Origin of the sequence: Paenibacillus sp. 2TAF8, assembly GCF_052114825.1 — a bacterium.
Lineage (GTDB): Bacteria > Bacillota > Bacilli > Paenibacillales > Paenibacillaceae > Paenibacillus.
Genome location: NZ_JBFRFN010000002.1, coordinates 603,459 through 623,171 on the forward strand (window position 1 = coordinate 603,459; position 19,713 = coordinate 623,171).

14 protein-coding genes are annotated in these 19,713 nt (G+C 46.4%); 3 read left to right on the forward strand and 11 right to left on the reverse strand.

The window, feature by feature from the left end; translation table 11 throughout:
* Positions 1-29: 29 nt before the first annotated feature.
* From AB4Z30_RS04635 to AB4Z30_RS04650, 4 genes are all read right to left on the reverse strand, one after another.
* The gene (locus AB4Z30_RS04635) at positions 30-1,253 is read right to left on the reverse strand and encodes an MFS transporter (protein ID WP_441923736.1); all 1,224 of its coding nucleotides are present in this window, start codon (positions 1,251-1,253) and stop codon (positions 30-32) included.
* A gap of 61 nt (positions 1,254-1,314) precedes the next feature.
* On the reverse strand, positions 1,315-2,382 hold the full coding sequence (locus AB4Z30_RS04640; protein ID WP_441923738.1) for an ROK family protein: 1,068 nt from the start codon (positions 2,380-2,382) through the stop codon (positions 1,315-1,317).
* A 76-nt stretch (positions 2,383-2,458) separates the two neighbouring features.
* Positions 2,459-3,697, reverse strand: a complete 1,239-nt coding sequence (locus AB4Z30_RS04645; RefSeq protein ID WP_441923740.1) for an ROK family transcriptional regulator — start codon at positions 3,695-3,697, stop codon at positions 2,459-2,461.
* A 268-nt stretch (positions 3,698-3,965) separates the two neighbouring features.
* Positions 3,966-4,805: a YitT family protein gene (locus AB4Z30_RS04650; RefSeq protein WP_441923742.1), complete on the reverse strand. Its 840-nt coding sequence runs from the start codon at positions 4,803-4,805 to the stop codon at positions 3,966-3,968.
* A gap of 492 nt (positions 4,806-5,297) precedes the next feature.
* Here AB4Z30_RS04650 and AB4Z30_RS04655 point away from each other — a divergent pair, with 492 nt between their 5' ends.
* The 3 genes from AB4Z30_RS04655 (at position 5,298) to AB4Z30_RS04665 (ending at position 8,192) form a co-directional block, all read left to right on the forward strand.
* Positions 5,298-6,356: a fatty acid desaturase gene (locus AB4Z30_RS04655; protein WP_441923744.1), complete on the forward strand. Its 1,059-nt coding sequence runs from the start codon at positions 5,298-5,300 to the stop codon at positions 6,354-6,356.
* 91 nt (positions 6,357-6,447) lie between these two features.
* Positions 6,448-7,596, forward strand: coding sequence for a histidine kinase (locus tag AB4Z30_RS04660; RefSeq protein ID WP_441924209.1), 1,149 nt, complete (start codon positions 6,448-6,450; stop codon positions 7,594-7,596).
* Entirely contained in the window at positions 7,593-8,192 is a 600-nt protein-coding gene (locus AB4Z30_RS04665; protein ID WP_441923746.1) for a response regulator, read from the forward strand. The genes AB4Z30_RS04660 and AB4Z30_RS04665 overlap by 4 nt, the downstream gene beginning before the upstream one ends.
* 171 nt (positions 8,193-8,363) lie before the next feature.
* Here the strand turns inward: AB4Z30_RS04665 and AB4Z30_RS04670 are convergent, their stop codons facing one another.
* The 7 genes from AB4Z30_RS04670 to AB4Z30_RS04700 form a co-directional block, all read right to left on the reverse strand.
* Positions 8,364-9,287, reverse strand: a complete 924-nt coding sequence (locus AB4Z30_RS04670) for a hypothetical protein (protein ID WP_441923748.1) — start codon at positions 9,285-9,287, stop codon at positions 8,364-8,366.
* A gap of 49 nt (positions 9,288-9,336) precedes the next feature.
* Positions 9,337-10,080 (reverse strand): polysaccharide deacetylase family protein, encoded by a 744-nt coding sequence (locus tag AB4Z30_RS04675; protein WP_441923750.1) that lies wholly within the window; start codon positions 10,078-10,080, stop codon positions 9,337-9,339.
* Positions 10,081-10,526: 446 nt separating this feature from the next.
* Positions 10,527-11,030, reverse strand: a complete 504-nt coding sequence (locus AB4Z30_RS04680) for a ferritin (protein ID WP_441923752.1) — start codon at positions 11,028-11,030, stop codon at positions 10,527-10,529.
* A gap of 165 nt (positions 11,031-11,195) precedes the next feature.
* Positions 11,196-11,315, reverse strand: coding sequence for a hypothetical protein (locus tag AB4Z30_RS04685; RefSeq protein WP_017688846.1), 120 nt, complete (start codon positions 11,313-11,315; stop codon positions 11,196-11,198).
* A 104-nt stretch (positions 11,316-11,419) separates the two neighbouring features.
* Positions 11,420-11,677, reverse strand: a complete 258-nt coding sequence (locus AB4Z30_RS04690; RefSeq protein WP_434753006.1) for a YolD-like family protein — start codon at positions 11,675-11,677, stop codon at positions 11,420-11,422.
* 160 nt (positions 11,678-11,837) lie between these two features.
* Positions 11,838-13,550 carry a DUF11 domain-containing protein gene (locus AB4Z30_RS04695; protein ID WP_441923755.1) on the reverse strand — a complete coding sequence of 571 codons (1,713 nt, stop codon included), beginning with the start codon at positions 13,548-13,550 and terminating at the stop codon, positions 11,838-11,840.
* A complete protein-coding gene (locus AB4Z30_RS04700) occupies positions 13,547-19,681 on the reverse strand; it encodes a DUF7507 domain-containing protein (protein ID WP_441923757.1) in 6,135 nt (2,044 codons plus the stop codon). The genes AB4Z30_RS04695 and AB4Z30_RS04700 overlap by 4 nt, the downstream gene beginning before the upstream one ends.
* Between the last annotated feature and the right edge of the window lie 32 nt (positions 19,682-19,713).

The following is a 19,713-nucleotide window of genomic DNA, read 5'->3' on the forward strand; positions in this document are numbered from 1 at the left end:
CGCCTTAACTTTACGTTTTATATCTATTTCTACACTAACGGGTAAGCCCTTCTCTGCTCTTTGGCCTGTCTGCTAACAATATACAGAATAATTGCTCCCATTCCCGCACTGATCGTGCAAGCCAGATACATCATCGACGGGCCGCCCGTATCCAATAAGTAGCCGTTAAGCATATTGCCCACAATGCCTCCGAGTCCGGCAAATACCATGTTAAATAAGCTTTGACCCGTCGCCTGCATTTCTCGTCCAGTAACAGACGCTACATATTCAACTGCCGCAATATAGAAAAATCCAAACGATAATCCGTGCAACACTTGAACACCAATCATCACTTCTGGACTCGGCCACAACCACTGAATTCCCCAGCGCAGCATGTAGGCTCCCGCTGCCAGCAACATCGTTCGTTCATGCCCCCATCTACGTAGCACATATGCGGCTACTAGCATAGAGGGTACATTGGTAATGGATGCAATCAAAAGAGCTGTGCCTGTCAAGGCAACCGAGCCGCCAGCCATCTGAAACGAAATAACAAAAAAGGAGTTAAACGCCGTGAGCGTTTGATTTACCAGAAAACAACCGGTGAGAAAGAGAAGGAACGTGCGATTTCGTAGCAATCTTGCTAAACCTACGGAGAAGGTTACTGAGGACGAGGAAATGCTCGTCTGCTTGGGGAGTGTGCCCGCCAGTATTGCGCTCAAGATGTTGAAAAGCAGAAAGGGCAGCCATAACATATGAATGGAAAACTGGGAGAGATACATTCCTGCAGCGAATCCGCCAAGCCCTGTTCCCAGGCTTCCGAACAACCGAATCATACCGTAAGAGGTATTAGCGGATCTTGCTGCTGTTACCGCATAGGAGTCAGCTACAGGTATCTGTGTCACTTGAAATATAGTGCATAAAGTATAAATCAAAATTAATATAATGTATACCTGAATATTATAAAAGTAAGCTAACGCTGCCGGAACAAGCAGGCTGATGACCAATACAAGGCGTGTCTTTTTAAATTTATCCACCAGAATCCCCCAGACAGGCTGGAGAATGATGGATATTAGGGTACCAAAGGCCATAATAAATCCGGTATCCTTACTCGAAAAACCCTGAGCAACCAGAATCGGATTAATGTAAGGGTTAAAGATGCCTCCCGCAAGTCCCATGAACAGATATAAACCCTGCAATTTAATTAATACCGCTTTTGCTTCATTGAATTCGGCTTTTGTTTTTTTTGTATTAGCCGTCATATGTCTATCACTCATCCGGATCTCCATCCTTTTATTTCTGTAGTCTCTGTGTATGGTTTACTCCTATGACTAGCCGTTACATACGTTCAAGATGACGTCTAATGGAAGCGAGCGCCCCGATTGCCCCTGCTTTATTGCCAAGCTCGGCAATGACCACTTGGACCGGAAGCACAACATAACGTTTGAGTCTGGCCTGAACTTCATTCAAATAATAGGTTGGATTGGATGCAGCTACTCCGCCGCCAAGTACAATAATTGATGGGTTCAGTAGCGCCGTAATATTCGCGAGTCCTCTTGCCATATAACGCATAGGCAGTTCCAGAATTTCAAGGGCAGCTACATCGCCTGACTCCGCCGCCTTAAATACATGTCTTGCTTCAATCTGTTCCACTTCGCCTCCGGCCAGACTCCAGATCAGGGATAGTTCATTTCCTTTTCCCAATTTAAAATAGTGCCTCGCCCGCTCCGTAATACCGGTCCCTGACGTCACTTGTTCAAACACTCCGAAGGCATCACCATCTGCTACATATTCGCGGGTCAACCCTTCGTCGCCTGTGATAAAATGTCCAATCTCCCCTGCTGCACCGTGCTGCCCACTGTGCAATTCTCCATTCAGAACAAGTGCAGCGCCAATGCCTGTGCCTACGGTTACCATTACGCTGTGGCGATGCCCTTTAGCAGCCCCCTGATCCACTTCCCCCATAGCTGCCATGTTCACATCGTTATCCATAACGATCCTTCCACTATAATACTTGGCAATAATCGGCCGAATATCTTCTTCAGGCCACTGGAATGCAGGAGCATTCCGAAGTACGCCTTCATCTTGCAAAATAACACCCGGGAAACCTAGTCCCACACCCGCGAGCTGATCCCAATCACATCCAACCTCTGCACAGAACGTTTTTAATTCGGCAAATAACCACTGGAAAAAGGATTCCGGCTGATCCGCGGCTTGTGTCGGCAATCTGCGCTCATGAACTTCTCCACCGCTAATCTGATTGGATATCAATAGCAGTATTTTGGTTCCTCCAATATCAACACCGGCAACCCATGAACCTTTCGCCTCGACCCCTTCAAGCTGCTTCATGTCACTTCGGTGCTCCGTGTGCTGATTTGTCGTGTTGCCCTGAGCTGTTTCTGTCATTACACTTCCTCCTTGGCAGATCTGTTCTTGATGATTCGTAGTAAAACAGTTCAAAAATTTCCAATTCCCTTGACTTCTACTCTTCAGATGTCCCTTGTTTAAGCTTCATCATTGTCTGCTGCAGCGCCACTTGCACAGCCCCTGTCACGACGGCTCGCTCTCCGAGCTCCGAACATATCAACTGCGGTTGCACTGGGAATTGCTCGGCAGCAGCTTTCCTTAGCAGAGGTAACAATACATCACCATTTCCGCCAATGCCGCCTCCAAGCACGATTAATTCAGGAGCAAGTAACGTACTAATTTGCCGCAACGCCGAAGCGATCATCTGACTGTACTCCTTCATTATGTTTGTAGCCCATCCCTCTCCGCTCCGAGTCGCCTCAAAGATGTCCTCAGGTTGCATGTTTGAACTCAAAGGGTCGTTGAAGCAATGTCGCTTCGCTAGTCTCATCAGTCCGTCAGCCGACAACATATCCTCCAGACGGCGGCCATTCTCCATGTGCATCTCAGCTACTTCACCTGTTAAACCACCCAATCCATGAAGCAAATGCCCATGGACCATAATACCTGCACCCGTCCCCGCACCAATGGAGAAAAATATGAACAGGGACGAGTCCTTAGCTGCTCCCTTCCTGTATTCCCCGAGCGCTGCGAGATTAACATCATTGTCCAGCATAATATCACATGGAAAAGCACGAGCTAAGGCATCACGGGAGAAGTCCTGCTCCATGCCTGCAAGCGGGTCTACAATCCGGCTAATTTTTCCTGAGCCAGGCAAAACAACACCTGGAATCCCAAACCCGATGCAGCGAAGATCACTCCACTGAAGGCGATTCTCCTGAAGCAGCTGATCCACATAACTGTGTAACACACGAAGTACAGGCACGTCAGAGGAAACTGTTGTTACATGCTCATCCTCGACTTTAACCTCTCCAGAGGAGTTTACGATTGCTGCGTTGGACTTTACGTACTGATCTCGCTCCACTGAAGGATAGGTAGCATAGGCAACGATTTGCCCATTCAAGTCAGATAAGGCAATTCGAATTCGTGTAGCCCCGATATCAACACCGCAGACATAATAAGCCGTTTCATTAAATTGAATTAACGTGGCCTTGCGCCCTTGGGCGTTGTCGGCTCTGCCTGTCTCCTTCACCAGATTACGTCCAATCAGATACTCTACCGCTGATGATACTGTAGGTTTACTAAGTCCTGTTTGGCGGCTGATATCCGCTCTCGATAAGGTGCCATGTGCTATCAGGGCATCCATAATCAAGTTTTCATTCAGATTACGGATATATTGCGGTGTGCCAGCCATTTTATCACCTCCACATCATAGTTAGTTAAGTTTCTTAACGAATTAAATTCAATATATCATCCACTTTGGTGGTGTGTACAGCTTATTTTCTGCCAATACATCTCATGCAAATAACATCTGCTACAATCACGTTAAATCAGGAAAAAATAGCCGAAAAGCTTCTATTTATTATCGAAGGAAATTTCATTCCACAACGCAAAAAGGACCAAATAGGAATAGTTTCCCCCGCTTGGTCCTGATCACATTGAACTTTGTACAATTTCATATATTATGATTTCGAAAGCTCGATAAACCCTTCTCCGAATACATCACGAACATCATGAATGGTGATAAAGGCAATCTCATCCTCTGCACGCACAATTTTCTTCAGCATTGGAACCTCTTGCTTACTAATGACAATATACAAAATCTCTTTCGGATTCTTCGTATAATAACCGTGGCCGGATAGAACCGTAACCCCACGATCCATCTTCTCAATGACCTGATTTGCAATCTGATCTTGTTTGGCTGAGATGATCATGACTGCCTTTTTCGGATTCAGTCCTTCAATAATAAACTCCATCGTTTTGGTTCCAATAAACAGCAACACAATCGTACACATCAAGCCCTGTGGCCCAATAATAAAGTAAGAAGAGAACGCAACAATCAGATCAAAGAAAAGCAATCCGTAGCTGATATTCCAGTCTAGATATTTATTCGCAAGCCGTGCCAGAATAACCGTACCCGCCGTTGTTCCTCCTACTTTGACAATTAAGCCTATCCCGAGACCTGCAAATACACCTGCAAAAATGGTATTTACCCACAGCTCATCTGATGCAATGCTCCAGCTTTCTGTCAGGTGCAGGAACAGCGAGTTAAAGATAACTGCTATAATCGTATATACTGTCGTCGTTCGATCCAGGAACTTATAACCTACAAGTAATAAAATACCGTTGAGGATCAGGTTCATCAGTCCGGGGGACCAGTGAAACAGATAATACAAAATAATCGTGATCCCTGTCACGCCACCCTCTGCCAGATCATTAGGGATGACAAACAAGTTTACCGCCAGCGCAAACAGAAACGCACCAGCCATAAGAAAGAACATATCCGTAATTCTTTTTTTCATTCAGCGCTCCATCCAATCCATCCAAAAATAAAAACATGCCTTATCTAGACCTTTTAAAAACAAAATCATGCTTCATCTAGACCTTTTAAAATCTTTACACTCTTCATATAGAACTCTAAAAATCGTCTCACCTAATCTAATACATCAAAAAAACAACTCTTTACCTAATAACCTGTCATATACACTCCAGGATAGATTCTACCATGCTCTTCGTAAAATTTGTATACATAATACAAATTGTTGCGTCATATGTGCAAAGGAAATTTGAAAACGTCATCTTTTCGCGCTTTGTATCATGTTTACGGGACACTAACCATGACAAATGTCATGGTTCATACTTGATATTTGTCATTACAACAGGCTGACATTTATGACTTACCGTCATGCGTATATTCTTTTACAATGATAAAAACGCTTCCCATAAGGAAAGTCCTACCGGGAATCGCCAGGTTACAGCCAATCATAGCTGTACCGATTAAGGAGGAATTACGCATGAGCAGAAGCAAAGAAATGGCGCTAAAAAAAGAAGTGACACCTTTTGAAAAAAATGATCTCAAACTTAGCATTCGTCAATTAATCAATACATTGGTCCCGCTCTTTTTATTATGGGCAGCTGCGTATTACAGCTTATCGATCTCATACTGGCTTACGTTCCCTATCGCACTAGTGGCATCGGGATTCGTGCTTCGAACCTTTATTATTTTCCATGACTGCTGTCATGGATCATTCTTCAAAAGCAAACGGGCCAACGATATTCTTGGCACCATCACCGGTGTATTAACCCTCACTCCCTATCAGCAATGGAAAGCAGAGCATTCCATTCACCACGCAACAAGTGGTAACCTCGACAAACGCGGTGTAGGTGATATTTGGGTGATGACTGTAGATGAATACAAGTCTGCCACGCCATGGATGCGTCTCTTTTACCGTATATATCGCAATCCGGTCGTCCTGTTTGGCATTGGACCCATTTATGTATTTCTGATTGCCTATCGATTTAACCGAAAAGCGGCAAGACGCAAGGAAAGAATTAATACCCATTTAACTACTGTTCTAATCATTGCACTGTATGGGTTTATGTGCTGGCTGATTGGATGGCAGGCTTTTGTCATGGTGCAAGCACCTGTATTTTTCTTCTCCGGTTTCTTCGGCATCTGGCTGTTCTACGTACAGCACCAGTTTGAAGAGACATATTTCGAGAATGAAGATGAATGGAGTTATGTCAAAGCTGCAGTAGAAGGAAGCTCTTATTACAAGCTGCCGAAGCTGCTACAATGGATTAGCGGAAATATCGGGTTCCACCATGTGCATCACTTGAGCCCGCGTGTACCTAACTATTATCTGGAAGAGGCACATAACTCAACACCGCCTTTGCAGAAGGCCACAACGATCACACTGCGTTCCAGTCTGGTTGCGCTCCGCTTCCGTCTGTGGGATGAAGAACACAAACAATTCATCAGCTTTAAAGAGCTGAAACAAGCATCACGCAAAAAATATATTCCGAATCCCATTCGGGTGACCAATCAAGCGGGTCTGACAGAGAAGCCTTAGGCTCTGTCGGATTCGTTTTCTTGTATTCGGACGGCAGTCATGCTACAGTCAGGCTAAAGTAGAGTAACACCTTTTCAAGGAGGAGAATCTTATTCAAAAGTGGTCGCAGCTTTTTTATAAAAATACAGGCTTGAATCCGTACGTATGGCTTGTCTTTTTCATTCTGCCCTTCTATTACATCTCTCAATATTCGCAATTGTGGACACTGGTAACCGGCATTATCATTATTTTGGTATTTTTTGTATGTTACCTCCTGGCCTTTATCACCAAGGGCTGGCAGATTTACATGTGGATGGGATTACTGATTGCCATATCTATTACGATGACCATTGCGTATGATTATGCCTATTTCTCATTGTTTCTAGCTTTTTTTATTGGCAATATTAAAAATAAAGCCGGCTTTTTCACCCTCTACTCGGTGAATCTCGGTGCAAGCTTCCTGACGGTTAATTACAGCTTCATCAATCAAAACTCGATGCTGCTCAGCCAATTCCCATTTATCTTTATCAGCTTGATGGCCTCTATACTTCTGCCAATCAGCACGTATAACAAAAACAAACGTGAACAGCTCGAAGGTGAACTGGAGAATGCAAACAAACGACTGGATGATCTGGTGAAAATGGAAGAACGGCAGCGGATTGCACGCGACTTGCACGATACGCTCGGTCAGAAGCTTTCTCTGATCGGACTCAAAACCGATCTGGCCAAGCGCTTGCTCCGCAAAAATCCTGATCAAGCGCTCGTTGAACTGAATGAGCTCAGGCAGACGGCAAGTACAGCCCTGAAGGAAGTTCGTGAGATGGTCACGACTATGCGTGGAACACAGCTGGTTGATGAACTATTCCGTGCGGAACAAATTTTAAAAGCCGCCTCCATTGAGTTTATTTTACACGGAAATCCTAAACTGCAGGATACATCTCAATTGAATGAAAATGTACTGGGAATGTGTTTGAAAGAAGCGGTGACCAATGTGGTCAAGCACAGTCAGGCAACCACATGTGCGATTAGTATTGAAGAGACCCCCTCCCACAATCTTTTAACTGTGCATGATAACGGGATAGGCATCGAGCACACACGTAAGCAAAACCTGCGAGGAACCGGTATTCTTGGCATGAAAGAACGACTGGAATTTGTGAACGGCTACATGGACATTCGAACAGGTACGGAAATGGAAGGCACGGTGCTTGTCATCCATGTGCCCAAGCTGGTACGCAAACCTATGAAGGAGGATGAAGAATGATTAGAATCGTCATTGCTGAAGATCAGCGGATGATGCTTGGTGCGTTATCCTCTCTGCTTAATCTGGAAGAAGATATGGAAGTTGTTGGACAAGCCAGCAATGGTCAAGAAGCCCTTGCCCTTGTGCAGCAACATGCACCGGACATCTGCTTGATGGACATCGAAATGCCTGTGAAGAGCGGGCTCGAAGCTGCCGAGGAACTTAAAGGCATGAACTGCAAAGTCATTATCCTTACGACATTTGCAAGAACCGGATATTTCGAACGTGCACTCAAAGGCGGAGTACGTGGCTATCTTCTCAAGGACAGCCCGATTGAAGAGTTGGCCGAAGCCATTCGTCAAGTCATGAGTGGAAGACGTATATTTGCACCCGATCTGGTCGATGAAGCTTATGTGGAGGAAAACCCGTTAACTGAACGTGAACATGCTGTACTGGGCCTCATGGCTGATGGGAAAAACACCAAGGAAATTGCTGGACATTTGTTCATCACGACGGGAACCGTTCGGAATTACATCTCTATTATTCTCAATAAATTAAATGCTAGTAACCGCATTGAGGCCATCACCCGTTCCAAAGAGAAAGGATGGTTCAAGTGAAAGAACCGGTATGTACGTTAAGCCGATTTTGACTTGGATACGTGCAACCTTGATACGATATAATAACAAAAAGCTTGGCTAAGGAGCCTTCTCCTATGCCAAGCTTTTTGTTTTTTTCACCTGTGTATGGACTGATTTCTTTACCAGCAGCTTCATTACAGAGATTCAAGATTATTTTACTGATACAACCATACCAAGTGCCTCCAGCGGTACCTGCTCCGTTTTCAACTGGTGAATTTGTTTACCGTCCTGCCATGAGATGGTCACATGAACTGTTTTCCCCACACTGGCATAATCCACCTTCACAAATCCTTTATCTTTTGGAGCAGGCAGCCTATGTGACTCCAAATACTCGACCATTTTCTTCGCGATCCCCGGATTGTTCATCTGATCCTCTGAAACGGAGCGAATTTGTAATGTCCATCGACCTTCCTGCCAGGTTAGATACTGACTGCCAGCGGCTCCTTCCACCATCCCTTTAATTCCATGCCCCAGATCAACCGTCATATCTTTTGGAATGTTCTTCAGATCTGTGTCGGGAAAAAGTTCAGATTGATTCGCATTATTGTCGGATTTCACCTCATAACTGGCAAGCCAAGGCGCTGAATTCTTGGTTTCCGTTAATGATGGATCATTTAAAGCCACCGGTTTGTTCGCAGTGTAGAAGTTCACATGTAATGACTCCGATGTGTTCGTTGTGATCACTACACCCAAATGTCGGTTTTTAGGCAGTGGAAAAGACGTTGGCAGCGAAGCACTTGGCATCTTTAATTCAGCGCGAACCGCCTTCACAACTTCCTTCACATCCGATAATCCCGAATCTGCTTGATTTTTGTTAGCGTTCGATGCGCCTACATCTTCTTTTCCTGATGTAGTGCTACCTGAGCTGTTCGAATCTGCATTCGCTGATCCAGCCTGATTCCCGGATTCATTAGATACGGTAGTTCCACTTCCGGATTGGGTTTGCTTACCAACAGTTGTCGATGAGGTCCCACCAGCCGATGCCTGATTAGAGCCTGGTCCTCCGCATCCAGCCAGCGTGAGCAGAACCGCTGTCGTTACAGGAATAGTCATCCATAACGTTTGTCTTTTCATGATGCGTACCTCCTAAAGATTGAACCAACCTGCTTCCTGGAAACTATACTTAACGTTTGTCATTCCAGAAATTCACAGGCTGCACGTTTTTCGTTAGAATTTCGAATTGATATCCTTCTGCCTTCAACGTTTTCAACACTTGTGGCAGTACTTTCAGTGTCGCTTCCTGATCATGCATAAGTACAATAGGTGTTGTTCCATTCTTGTTCACATTGTGAACCTGGGACATGATATTATTGTAAACTTTCTGGTGATCTTTCTTGTATTTCCAGTCCAGTGAATCGACATTCCAATCCCACAGATGGAATCCTCCTTGACCAAGAAGCACGTTGCGGAAAGCTGGTTTCATATAAGGTTTACTACCATATGGCGTACGAACAAGACTCGTTTTAACTCCGGCTACCTTGTTCAAGCTTTCATTAGCTTGCTGCATTTCTTTCAATCCGCTATAAGCCGATTTATAAAACTTGCTGGGTACATGGGTTACTCCATGTAATCCGAGCCCGTGACCTTCTTTTACAATACGTTGTGTAGCTTTCTGATATTGTTCCATATGAGGCCCAAGCATGAAGAAAGTAGCTTTGACTTGGTATTGATCCAAAATATCGAGAAGCTGACCGGTATGCGCAGTGGGACCATCATCAAATGTCAGATATACAATTTTGGTACTGGCCTTGCTAGATGCTTTCTCCTTGGATGACGCTGCGGCCGAAGCAGAGTGCGGCATAAATATCAATGGTAACAGTAGTAAAATAGCAAATGTAGCGACGAATGATTTACGAATATTTAGCATAATAAAATCTCCCTTGTGTGTGTTTTTCCCCGGGTGTGTGTAAATCGTTTCTACTCGTATCCCATGGCGATTAATTTTAATAGTATCAGAGATACCATTCTCTCTTCTCTCTTCAAAGGCTACGGTAGAGTTACACTTTTGTCAGATTAACTTAAAAATTAAAACGATTTTGATAGATTTAATCTTTGATAAACGCGCCTCTAAGAATAGATATAAGTTGACATATACTTTATTACCCTATTTTCATAATTTGATAGACTTCTCTTCCTTTCTTCATTCTGCGCACAACAAAAAAGCTTGCACGTATGCAAGCCTTTTTCCGTATGAGTCACATCCTAAGGGGCGTGGATCATTTCGTAAAATGGTCGTACTGTCCTTCAATGATGACGCAACATGATATACGGTATGTACTTGTTTGTTCCATTTTAGACAGCATTCTGTCCTGCTTACTCCGCAGGAGCCGTAAATGAACGTTTGGCGAATTCTGCATCCAACATGTAGAAGGCGTTGCTGTCATTTTCAATCCGGCGTAATTTCTGAATGATGTTATCAAACAAAGCTTCTTCTTCGACCTGCTCATCAATAAACCACTTCAAGAAATACATCGTAGCGTGTTCACGCTCGTTCAGTGCGATATCCGCCAGAGCATAAAATTTCTTCGTATTTTGCTGCTCATGCGCATAACCGTGCTCAAACACATCCAGCATAGAGCTGTATTCATTCTTCGGTTCAGGCATTGCTGCCAGTGTAGCGCGGTGTCCACGATCATTAAGGAATTTATAAATTTTCATACCATGAAAACGTTCCTCTTCCGCTTGTACGATAAAGAAATTAGCAAATCCATCCAGACTTTTGCTGGAACAATATGCAGCCATCGCCATGTATACATGAGCGGAGTAAAACTCAAAGTTCATCTGCTCGTTCAAAGACGCCGTCAGTTCTTGACTCATGAAAAACACCTCTTTCTGTGGGAATGGTTCCATTTTAACACAACACGAAAGTGACTTGCATCCGATTTTCTACAATTTTCGCCAAAGAGTGGCCTTCAGTCTTTGCTGAATAAAAAAGCTCTGCCATGACGGCAGAGCTTTCTTTTATCATTTTAATGACAATGATTATACCAAGAACGCTTTGGAGATGATTACCAACAGGATGAACAGAACCAGAATTGCGCCTACAGAAGTGAAACCACCATAGCCGTAACCTCTTGTTTCTCCACCTAAAACTTCGCTCATTGATTGTACCTCCTCTGCAACAGGTATAGGTTATCTTATGCAGAGAACGAAACTTTGACAGGGCGAATGCCCTATTGTTCAGATGCTGTTTTCTTATTTTTAAATCAGTAACGCGGCGACTGTATTTGCATAATATCCAAAAATGGTACTTTCGCCGTAAATTCTTCTTCCGTATGCTCAACATGAACAAGGCGCGTGCGGGAATCCATTTTCACAATAATACCTTGCACCTGTACTTCCTTACCCCAGACCGTCAATAATACTTCTGAGCGTTCATGAAAAGCCTCCACGAGTTGATTTCCCAACTCCTCCAGTTCAAACTCATCCCGTGTGGGTCTTTTTGCGACTTTTGCTTTCGCCAATGCGGCTGCCTCCTCTACTCCGACGTCCCGATTCCACGGTTGTTTGCCGAGTGCATATTCAATTAGTATACCATTCATTTACGTTTGTGTAATGTCATGACACCTTTTTTCGGCAAGTTCCTTCGTATAAATTCTACTTGTGTTCAGCACCCACTATCTCTTACTCATCTTGAGCTTCGACCAGTATGGTGTACTCGTTTGATCTAGACTCTCCTGAGCGCCGTTGTCCGTTCCACTCGTACGTGTAGAGGGCCGTCAAGGTCCCTTGCAGAATACCAGTTTGTTCAGGAGCCAATTGCACAAGGTAAGCAAATTCTTTATCCGATTGAGCGCCGAGCTCACCAATGTGAAGATACCTTGGCGTCGAATATTCCGGGATATTTAACTGCATCTGACCATCTTCCTGACCCACCCATTTAGCGCCCTGAGGCAGGATATTGCCCAACTGTACGCGTGCAGGCAACGAACCCGTGTTACTGACAGTTACTTTAAAAGTGACTGTTCCTCCCTGCTCTACAATAGCGGGAAAGACCTCCACGTGAACCTGAATGACAGGTAATCTGACCTCCAGAACAGCTTCATTTGAGATGAGTCTTCGTTGAACTGTACGAGAGTCCGGCAAGCGGAATGTGTACAGCAATACGGCGCGATTCACATAACTATGCTGTGTGGAAATCACTGCCCCTGATGCGCCTACTTCGCTTTGCACTTGAGCCTCAAATTGAATATGTAGCTCGGAGTGGGCAGTTAATGTGCCCAGGTTTATCCCTTTATTGGGGTTCGTACCTGGACGTTTGACTCCGTTCCAGCTGAGACTACCTTCAACAAAGACTAGCGTTGCAGGCAAAACATCCTGTAGTCTGGCATCCACTGCATAATTGCTTTTATTAGACAGCGTGATATGATATCGCGCCGTATCTCCTGGTATTGTTATTGGAGGAGAGACCGTTTTGACAATAGAGATTTGAGGTTCAATAATGATCAGTGTGACCATATTGGAATAAACAACTTCTTGTTTTCCTGCAGTCAAGTATTTCAAGACAGCTTCACTTGATAATCGATCAGGATCTTGCGAATCTGTCACCTGGGTTACCTGTACTCGATACTGCACTCGAACCACACTTTCTGGCCCAATCTCTCCAAGATCAATTCCAGCATCCGGTGTGACTTGTGGTGCAAACATCTCATTAATCGTCACACTAGCAGGGATGAAGATGGCACCTTGCGGCAACCTCACTGTTAATACGGCATCTGTCGCCGCGGCAAACCCCGGATTGCTCACTAGAACCGTGTACATCAAGATATCTCCAGCAAACGTGTGGCTTCGATCCACTTGCAAACTTACTTCGAGACGCGATGTTTCGATACGAACTTCAACAATGTTGGACTTCTCCGTCCCGTTAACCGTTCTGTTTTCTGTAGTAACAAACTCGTAGTTCACTTCTGCCTGATTCAGCAACTGGAGAGCCGGGGGCACTCGCACAATGACTACCTGAAAGTGATAATTCAGTACTGCACCCGGTGCAATCTCCGCGGGAGGCAGTCCTTGCGTAAGAGAAACCCCAGGCAATGGGATGCCATCCCGCAGCACACTGTTGGGCAGAAGTGAAGTCTCGGGAGAAAGCGGGTCCACCACACGGACAATTGCCGTGCGGTTTCCCGAATTAATGATTTCAATCTGATAAGTTAGCGACTGACCCAGAACAGCTGTTGTTACATTGCAACTTTTGCTTACTTTGATTCGGGGGCCAATCCAGGGGGTAACTACCGTGTTGGAATAAGCCACCTGTTCCAGTTCAGTCGTACCCGAGCTGAATCGAACCAGGGACTGATTCTTTAACCAGTGGGACAACGTACCTGGAATCTCGCTCATATCACCACAACCTCTACATTAAATGTAACTGTAGTAGAAGCTCCGGCAGCAATGGAACCCAGTGTGATACCTGTATTCGGATTACCTGTTGGTCTCGCCACCCCATTCACCACCACACTTCCCGGCACAAAGACAGTCCCGGCGGGTACAGGGTCAACCATGACAACATTGTTCACTGTTTCTATTCCGCTATTGGTGACTACCACCGTATACGTGATTACATCACCGACAACAGCATCAATAGCACTGGTGCTTTTGGCAACAACAACATTCGGAGCTGATACCGGAATAATGAGTACATTGGACGATACCGTTCCCGTCAATACACGCCCGTCTGGTGGACTGAATGTATAGTTCGCGACAGCTTGGTTGCGCAGTTGCTGATTTTGAGGCAACGAATCGACTGTAACGCCCAAGGTGACCGTTACATTCACAGAGCCACCAGGAGGAATGTTACCTACGACGATACCTGTTTCAGGATTCGCACCTGGTTGCGGCACACCATCGATCAGAACACTGTTCGGGAGAAGCACCGCACCGGTTGGAATGTTATCTGTTAATGTAAGCGTCGCAACAAGGTTACCGCTGTTGTTAATTGTAAATGAATACACGATGTCGTCACCAACCGTAGCGTTCGATCTGCTTGCTGTTTTGGAAACGGCAATAATGGGCTGATAGATTGGAGTAACAATCGTATTGGAATACGCCGCTCCTGAGAACACACCCGATGTAAAGCTTACAGAAGATTGACTGCTGACTTGCGGCGGTGTTGGAAGGGAGTTGACACGGACAGCGTAGGATACCGCAATCGACTCCCCGGGAGCCAGTGTTCCGAGCGCAATGCCCAGTGCCGGGTTCGCCGAAGCACGAGGTGTGCCGTTAACCAGCACACTTCCCGTAACAAAAGTGGTCGCCGGATCGATCGGGTCTGTCAGAACGATATTGTTGACCGGGTCTATACCACTGTTGGTCACAACCATCTCATAAACAATGGTGTCGCCTACGACGGCATCTGTAGATGTTGTTGTTTTCACAACAGTCACATTCGGTGCCGAGACTTGAATAATCAGAGCATTCGAAGCAATGCTTCCCCCAAGTGTTCTTCCATCCGGTAGCGTGTACGTGTAGGTTGCTGACGCCTGATTTGTAATCGATTGGCTCACCGGTAGCGTTGTGATGACGATTGAAAAAGTGACGATGGTCGTGGTGGATACCACACCAAGAGAAATTCCCGAAGCGGGGTCAACGCCGGGTGCCGAAGCGCCATTAATCACGACACTGTTTGGCACAAACTCCGTTCCGGCAGGAATGGTATCGGTCAGTGTCACCGATGCACCATAGTTTCCGGTATTTGTGACAGCAATGCTATAGATTACCGTATCCCCCACCGTGGCGATGGCTTGATCCCCCGTTTTGACTGCAGCCAGAATAGGCTGGTATACCGGGGTCGAGACCGTGTTGGAAAACGTCGTCGCTGAGAATGCTCCTGAAGTAAAACTTACCGTTGATTGATTGTTCAATACAGCCGTTGCGGGCAGACTTGTCACTCGTACACTAAATACAACGGTTACGGTGACTCCAGGTGCAATGGAACCCAAGGTGATGCCTGTTGAAGGATTTGCATTGGGACGCAGCACGCCATCCACAAAGACTCCGCTTGGTGCGAGTACTGTACTTGCCGGCAGAGCATCGGTAAATATAACATTGCTGACATTGGCAATTCCATTGTTGGTTACATCGATGCTGTAGGTTACGATATCACCCACAGAAGCGGCTGTGGATGTGGTAGATTTAACAACATCTACGTCAGGTGCAGACACCGGGATGGTCAGTACGTTAGAGAGTACGGATCTGCTGATACTTCTTCCGTCCGGCAGTGTGAAAGATAACGCAACGGAGGCCTGGTTCACAAGTTGTTGCGGGCTTGGCAGTGTATCTATGACAACGGAAAAAGTAATGGTTGTTGTCGCTCCGGCCGCCACCATACCGGCAGGAATACCCGTTGCCGGACTGGCTGCTGGCAGCGGCTGGCCATTGACGATAACACTGTTTGGCACAAGCACTGTACCTGCCGGCAAATTATCGGTCAGGTTAATCTGCGCTCCGAAATTACCCTGATTATTCACACTAATCGTATAACTGACCGTGTCGCCTACGGTGGCATTCTGGGTACTGGCTGTTTTCTGTGCTACTAATACGGGCTGAAATACCGGGGTTAATACGGTATTCGAGAACGTTGTACCCGAAAAGGTTCCGGAAGTGAAAGTAACCGTCGACCGATTACTCAACTGATTGTTCGTAGGAATTCCGTTAACAATGACGCTAAACGTAACGGTTGCCGTTCCGCCTGGTGCAAGGGTACCTAGCGGTATTCCTCCTGAAGGACTGGCTGCGGGTTGTGCCACACCATTTACCGTTACAGTACCTGGAACAAATGAAGCCCCAGACGGAATCGGGTCTGAGAACTGCACACCGTTCACAGGTGCAATACCGCTGTTGGTCACCAATACCGAATAAACAATGGTGTCACCCACCGTTGCAGCTGTAGATACTGTGCTTTTCACTACACTAACGTTAGGCGATGAAACCGGAAAGGTAAGTGTGTTGGACGTTGCTGTTCCCGTTAACGTTCGCCCATCAGGCGGTGTGAATGTAAACGTCGATGAAGCAAAATTGCTAAGTTGCTGCGGAGATGGCAAAGAATCCACCACGACCGCGAACGTTACAATGGCTGTTGCCCCTGCTGCTACAATGCCTACCGGAATGCCAGCGCCTGGCGTAACTCCCGGCTGTGGTACACCCGAGACAACTACACTGTTAGGTACAATGCTTGTCGCTGCCGGGATCGTATCCGTTACAGTAACATTGGCTTGCAGATTTCCGGTATTGCTCACCGTTATGGTATAAACAACGGTATCTCCCACGGTTGCATTGATGGTGTTTGCCGTTTTGACAAGTGCAATTTGCGGCTGTATGACAGGGGTCTGTGTTGTATTGGACGATGATGAACCCGAGAAGGAGCCGGAAGTAAAGCTGACCGTCGACTGATTGTTAATCTGGGAAGGGATCGGCATAGTTATCTTCACCTCAAAAGTTACGGTAACTTCAGCTCCCGGGGCCAAAGTACCGATTGGGATGCCGGCGGTCGGATTGGAGAGCGGTGAAGCAATGCCGTTCACCAGGACACTTCCGGGTATAAATGGGGTGTTCGTAGGCAGCGGATCGACAAAAATGACGTTGTTCACAGCGGTGGTTCCATTATTTCGAATCACAGAAGTATAACGGATCACATCTCCAGACACCGCATAATCAGCGTTATCCGTTTTAACAATGCTGACGTTCGGCAAGGACACCGGGATCGTAACCGTATTGGATGGAACAAAGCCCGCAATAACTCTTCCGCTCGGCAGTGTATAGTTGTATGAGGCAACTGCCTGGTTAATTAACTGTCTTGGATCAGGCAGACTTGTGACGGTTGACAGAAAAGACAGCGTCACGGACGCTCCGGCAGCCAGTGTTCCCAGACTGATTCCCGTATTTGGACTCACACCTGGAGCCGGGTTTCCATTAATCAAAACACTGTTTGTCACAAATATGGCTCCAGCAGGAACCGGATCAGTCAGGGTAACGACTGCAGGAATATTGCCGGTATTGGTAATTTGAACATTGTAGTTGAATGTGTCTCCCACCGTCAGACTTGACGTACTTGCTGACTTCAGCACTTGAATGACCGGTTGATAGACGGGGGTATTCACCGTTACTGATGAAGACACACCATTGAAGCTACCTGAAGTAAAGGCGGCACTTGCCCTGTTGCTCACTACACCTGATGAGGGAACAGCAGTAATTCTAGTCTGATACGTCACTGTGATACTAGCGGAATTACTCAAAGTCCCCAGGGCGATACCTGCAACAGGACTGGCACTAGTTTGCACCACTCCATTCACTGTAACCGTACCGGCTATGAACTCGGAGCCGGATGAAGGCGTGTCGGAGAGCACCAGATTTTGTACAGCACCCCCACCAGCGTTTGTGATGACAACCCTGTATGTGAGAGCATCTCCAACTGTGCCATCTGTACTGTTTACTGTTTTCGACAAGGTAATATTAGGCGCGGAAGCAGGGATGCGGACAATATTGGAACTGGAACTGCCAGACAGATTTCGACCACTCGGTAGCTGATATGTGTAAGTAGCAGACCCCTGATTTTCTAATACAGGTGGAGAAGGAATAGTAGTTAATGTGGCTCGGAATATCACGGTTGCGCTTCCTCCAGGCAAAATGCTTCCCAGTGCAATGCCCGTCAGTGGACTTGTGCCTGGTCTGGCTGTGCCGTTAACCGTGACTGAATCCGGCACAAATGTAAGGCCCGCCGGAATCGTATCTGTCACATTGACTTGAGCCGCAATATTTCCTGAATTGCTGACAACGAGTGTATAAGCAAGCTGATCTCCCTGTGTTGCATTGGTCTGGCTTGCCGATTTCACAATGTTAATCACAGGCTGATATACAGGTGTGGTTATTGAGTTGGAATTGGATATGCCTGTAAATGCTCCTGAACTGTAAGACACAGAGGCCCGGTTAAGAAGTGATCCTCCTGTTGGTACGGACTGCACACTTACTTGAAAAGTCACCGTTGCGGAGGTCGCTGCATTTAATGTTCCCAAAGCGATTCCGCTGGCGGGGTTAGCTGACGGCACACTTGTACCTCGAACAGTGACACTTCCAGGGACAAAGCTCAGCCCTGTTGGAAGATTATCTGACAATATTGCATTCGTGATCGGCTGTATGCCCCCGTTGGTCGTGACCACTGAATACGTGAAGGTCTCTCCGACAGCAACATCCGTAACCGTTGCTGTTTTGAGAACGGTGACATTCGGCAAGGTTACCGGAATGGTTAGTGTGTTTGATGCCGCTGATCCCGTGATGGTTCTTCCGTCTGGTGAGTTAAACGAATACGAAGCAGTCGCCTGATCAACCAATGTTGGCGGTGTTGGCAGGTTGGTCACCAGTACTTGAAACGTAATGGTTGTCACGCTCCCTGCTGCCAGTGTACCCAAATTCACACCCGTAGCAGGATTGGCTCCTGCCACCACCGTTCCATTAACACGGAAACTACCAGCCACATAGGAACTGCCAGCTGGAATATTGTCAGCAATCGTCACATTTGCTCCTACATTTCCTCCATTCGTTACCTGAAGCGTATAGGTCACCTGATCTCCTACCGTTGCATTCGTGGTATTCGCTGATTTTACGATAGAGAGGTTCGGTGAATAGACAGGAAGCGTTGAATTATTAGAAGGAATAACCCCGCTAATCACCGGACCACCAGCAACACTCTGAAAAGTAAATGCGGCATTCGCGGAATTGACGAGTTGCAAAGTGCTTGTATCGTTTGTAATCTGAGCTCGGTAAGTGACGACAACACTGCTATTGAGCGCCAAAGAGCCCAAAGGTATACCTGATGTCACATCGAGTGTCGGCCTTGACACACCACCTACCGTAATGCTTCCAGGTACAAATGTTAAACCTGCAGGCAGCGTATCCGACAGAACCACACTGGCTGCACTAGCCGAGCCACCATTCGTAATGGTGGCTGTATATGTGACAGTATCTCCTGCTACGGCTCCCGTTGCTGTAAATGACTTCGCCACAGTAATTCGTGGTGCGTTAATATCGACTTGTATGGCGTTACCATTAACGATGTACGCATCACCAGAGGTGGTAAGTGTTAAGACGGCTGAAGACTGATTGTTAATCAGCCTTGCGGACACATCCACATTGGTAATATCCCAGCCCTGACGTCCTCCGACAATATTGGTCCCGGGTGCTCCATTAATCTGGTTGCGAGTTCCAAAGGTGCCTGTCGTATTCAGGGCTCCCGTATCCCCATTAATTTGAGACGCAAAAAAATTGGCCGCTAGATTATTTGGCCCAGAGAGTGCGACTGAAGTTGCGGAGGTAGCCCCAAATAACGCCTGATCTCCTGTGCGGTTCGCATCCCCCTCCTGCGCACTGAACAGCGCTCTGCCCCCCAAAGCTCCTGAAATGGGGGTTGCAAAACCAGTAAGCGTCGTAACAACCGGTGCCGAACTCGCTTGAACCAGTACTCCTCCCGCACGTAAAGACATGTTACGAAAAGGCAGATTTCCATTTTGATAGA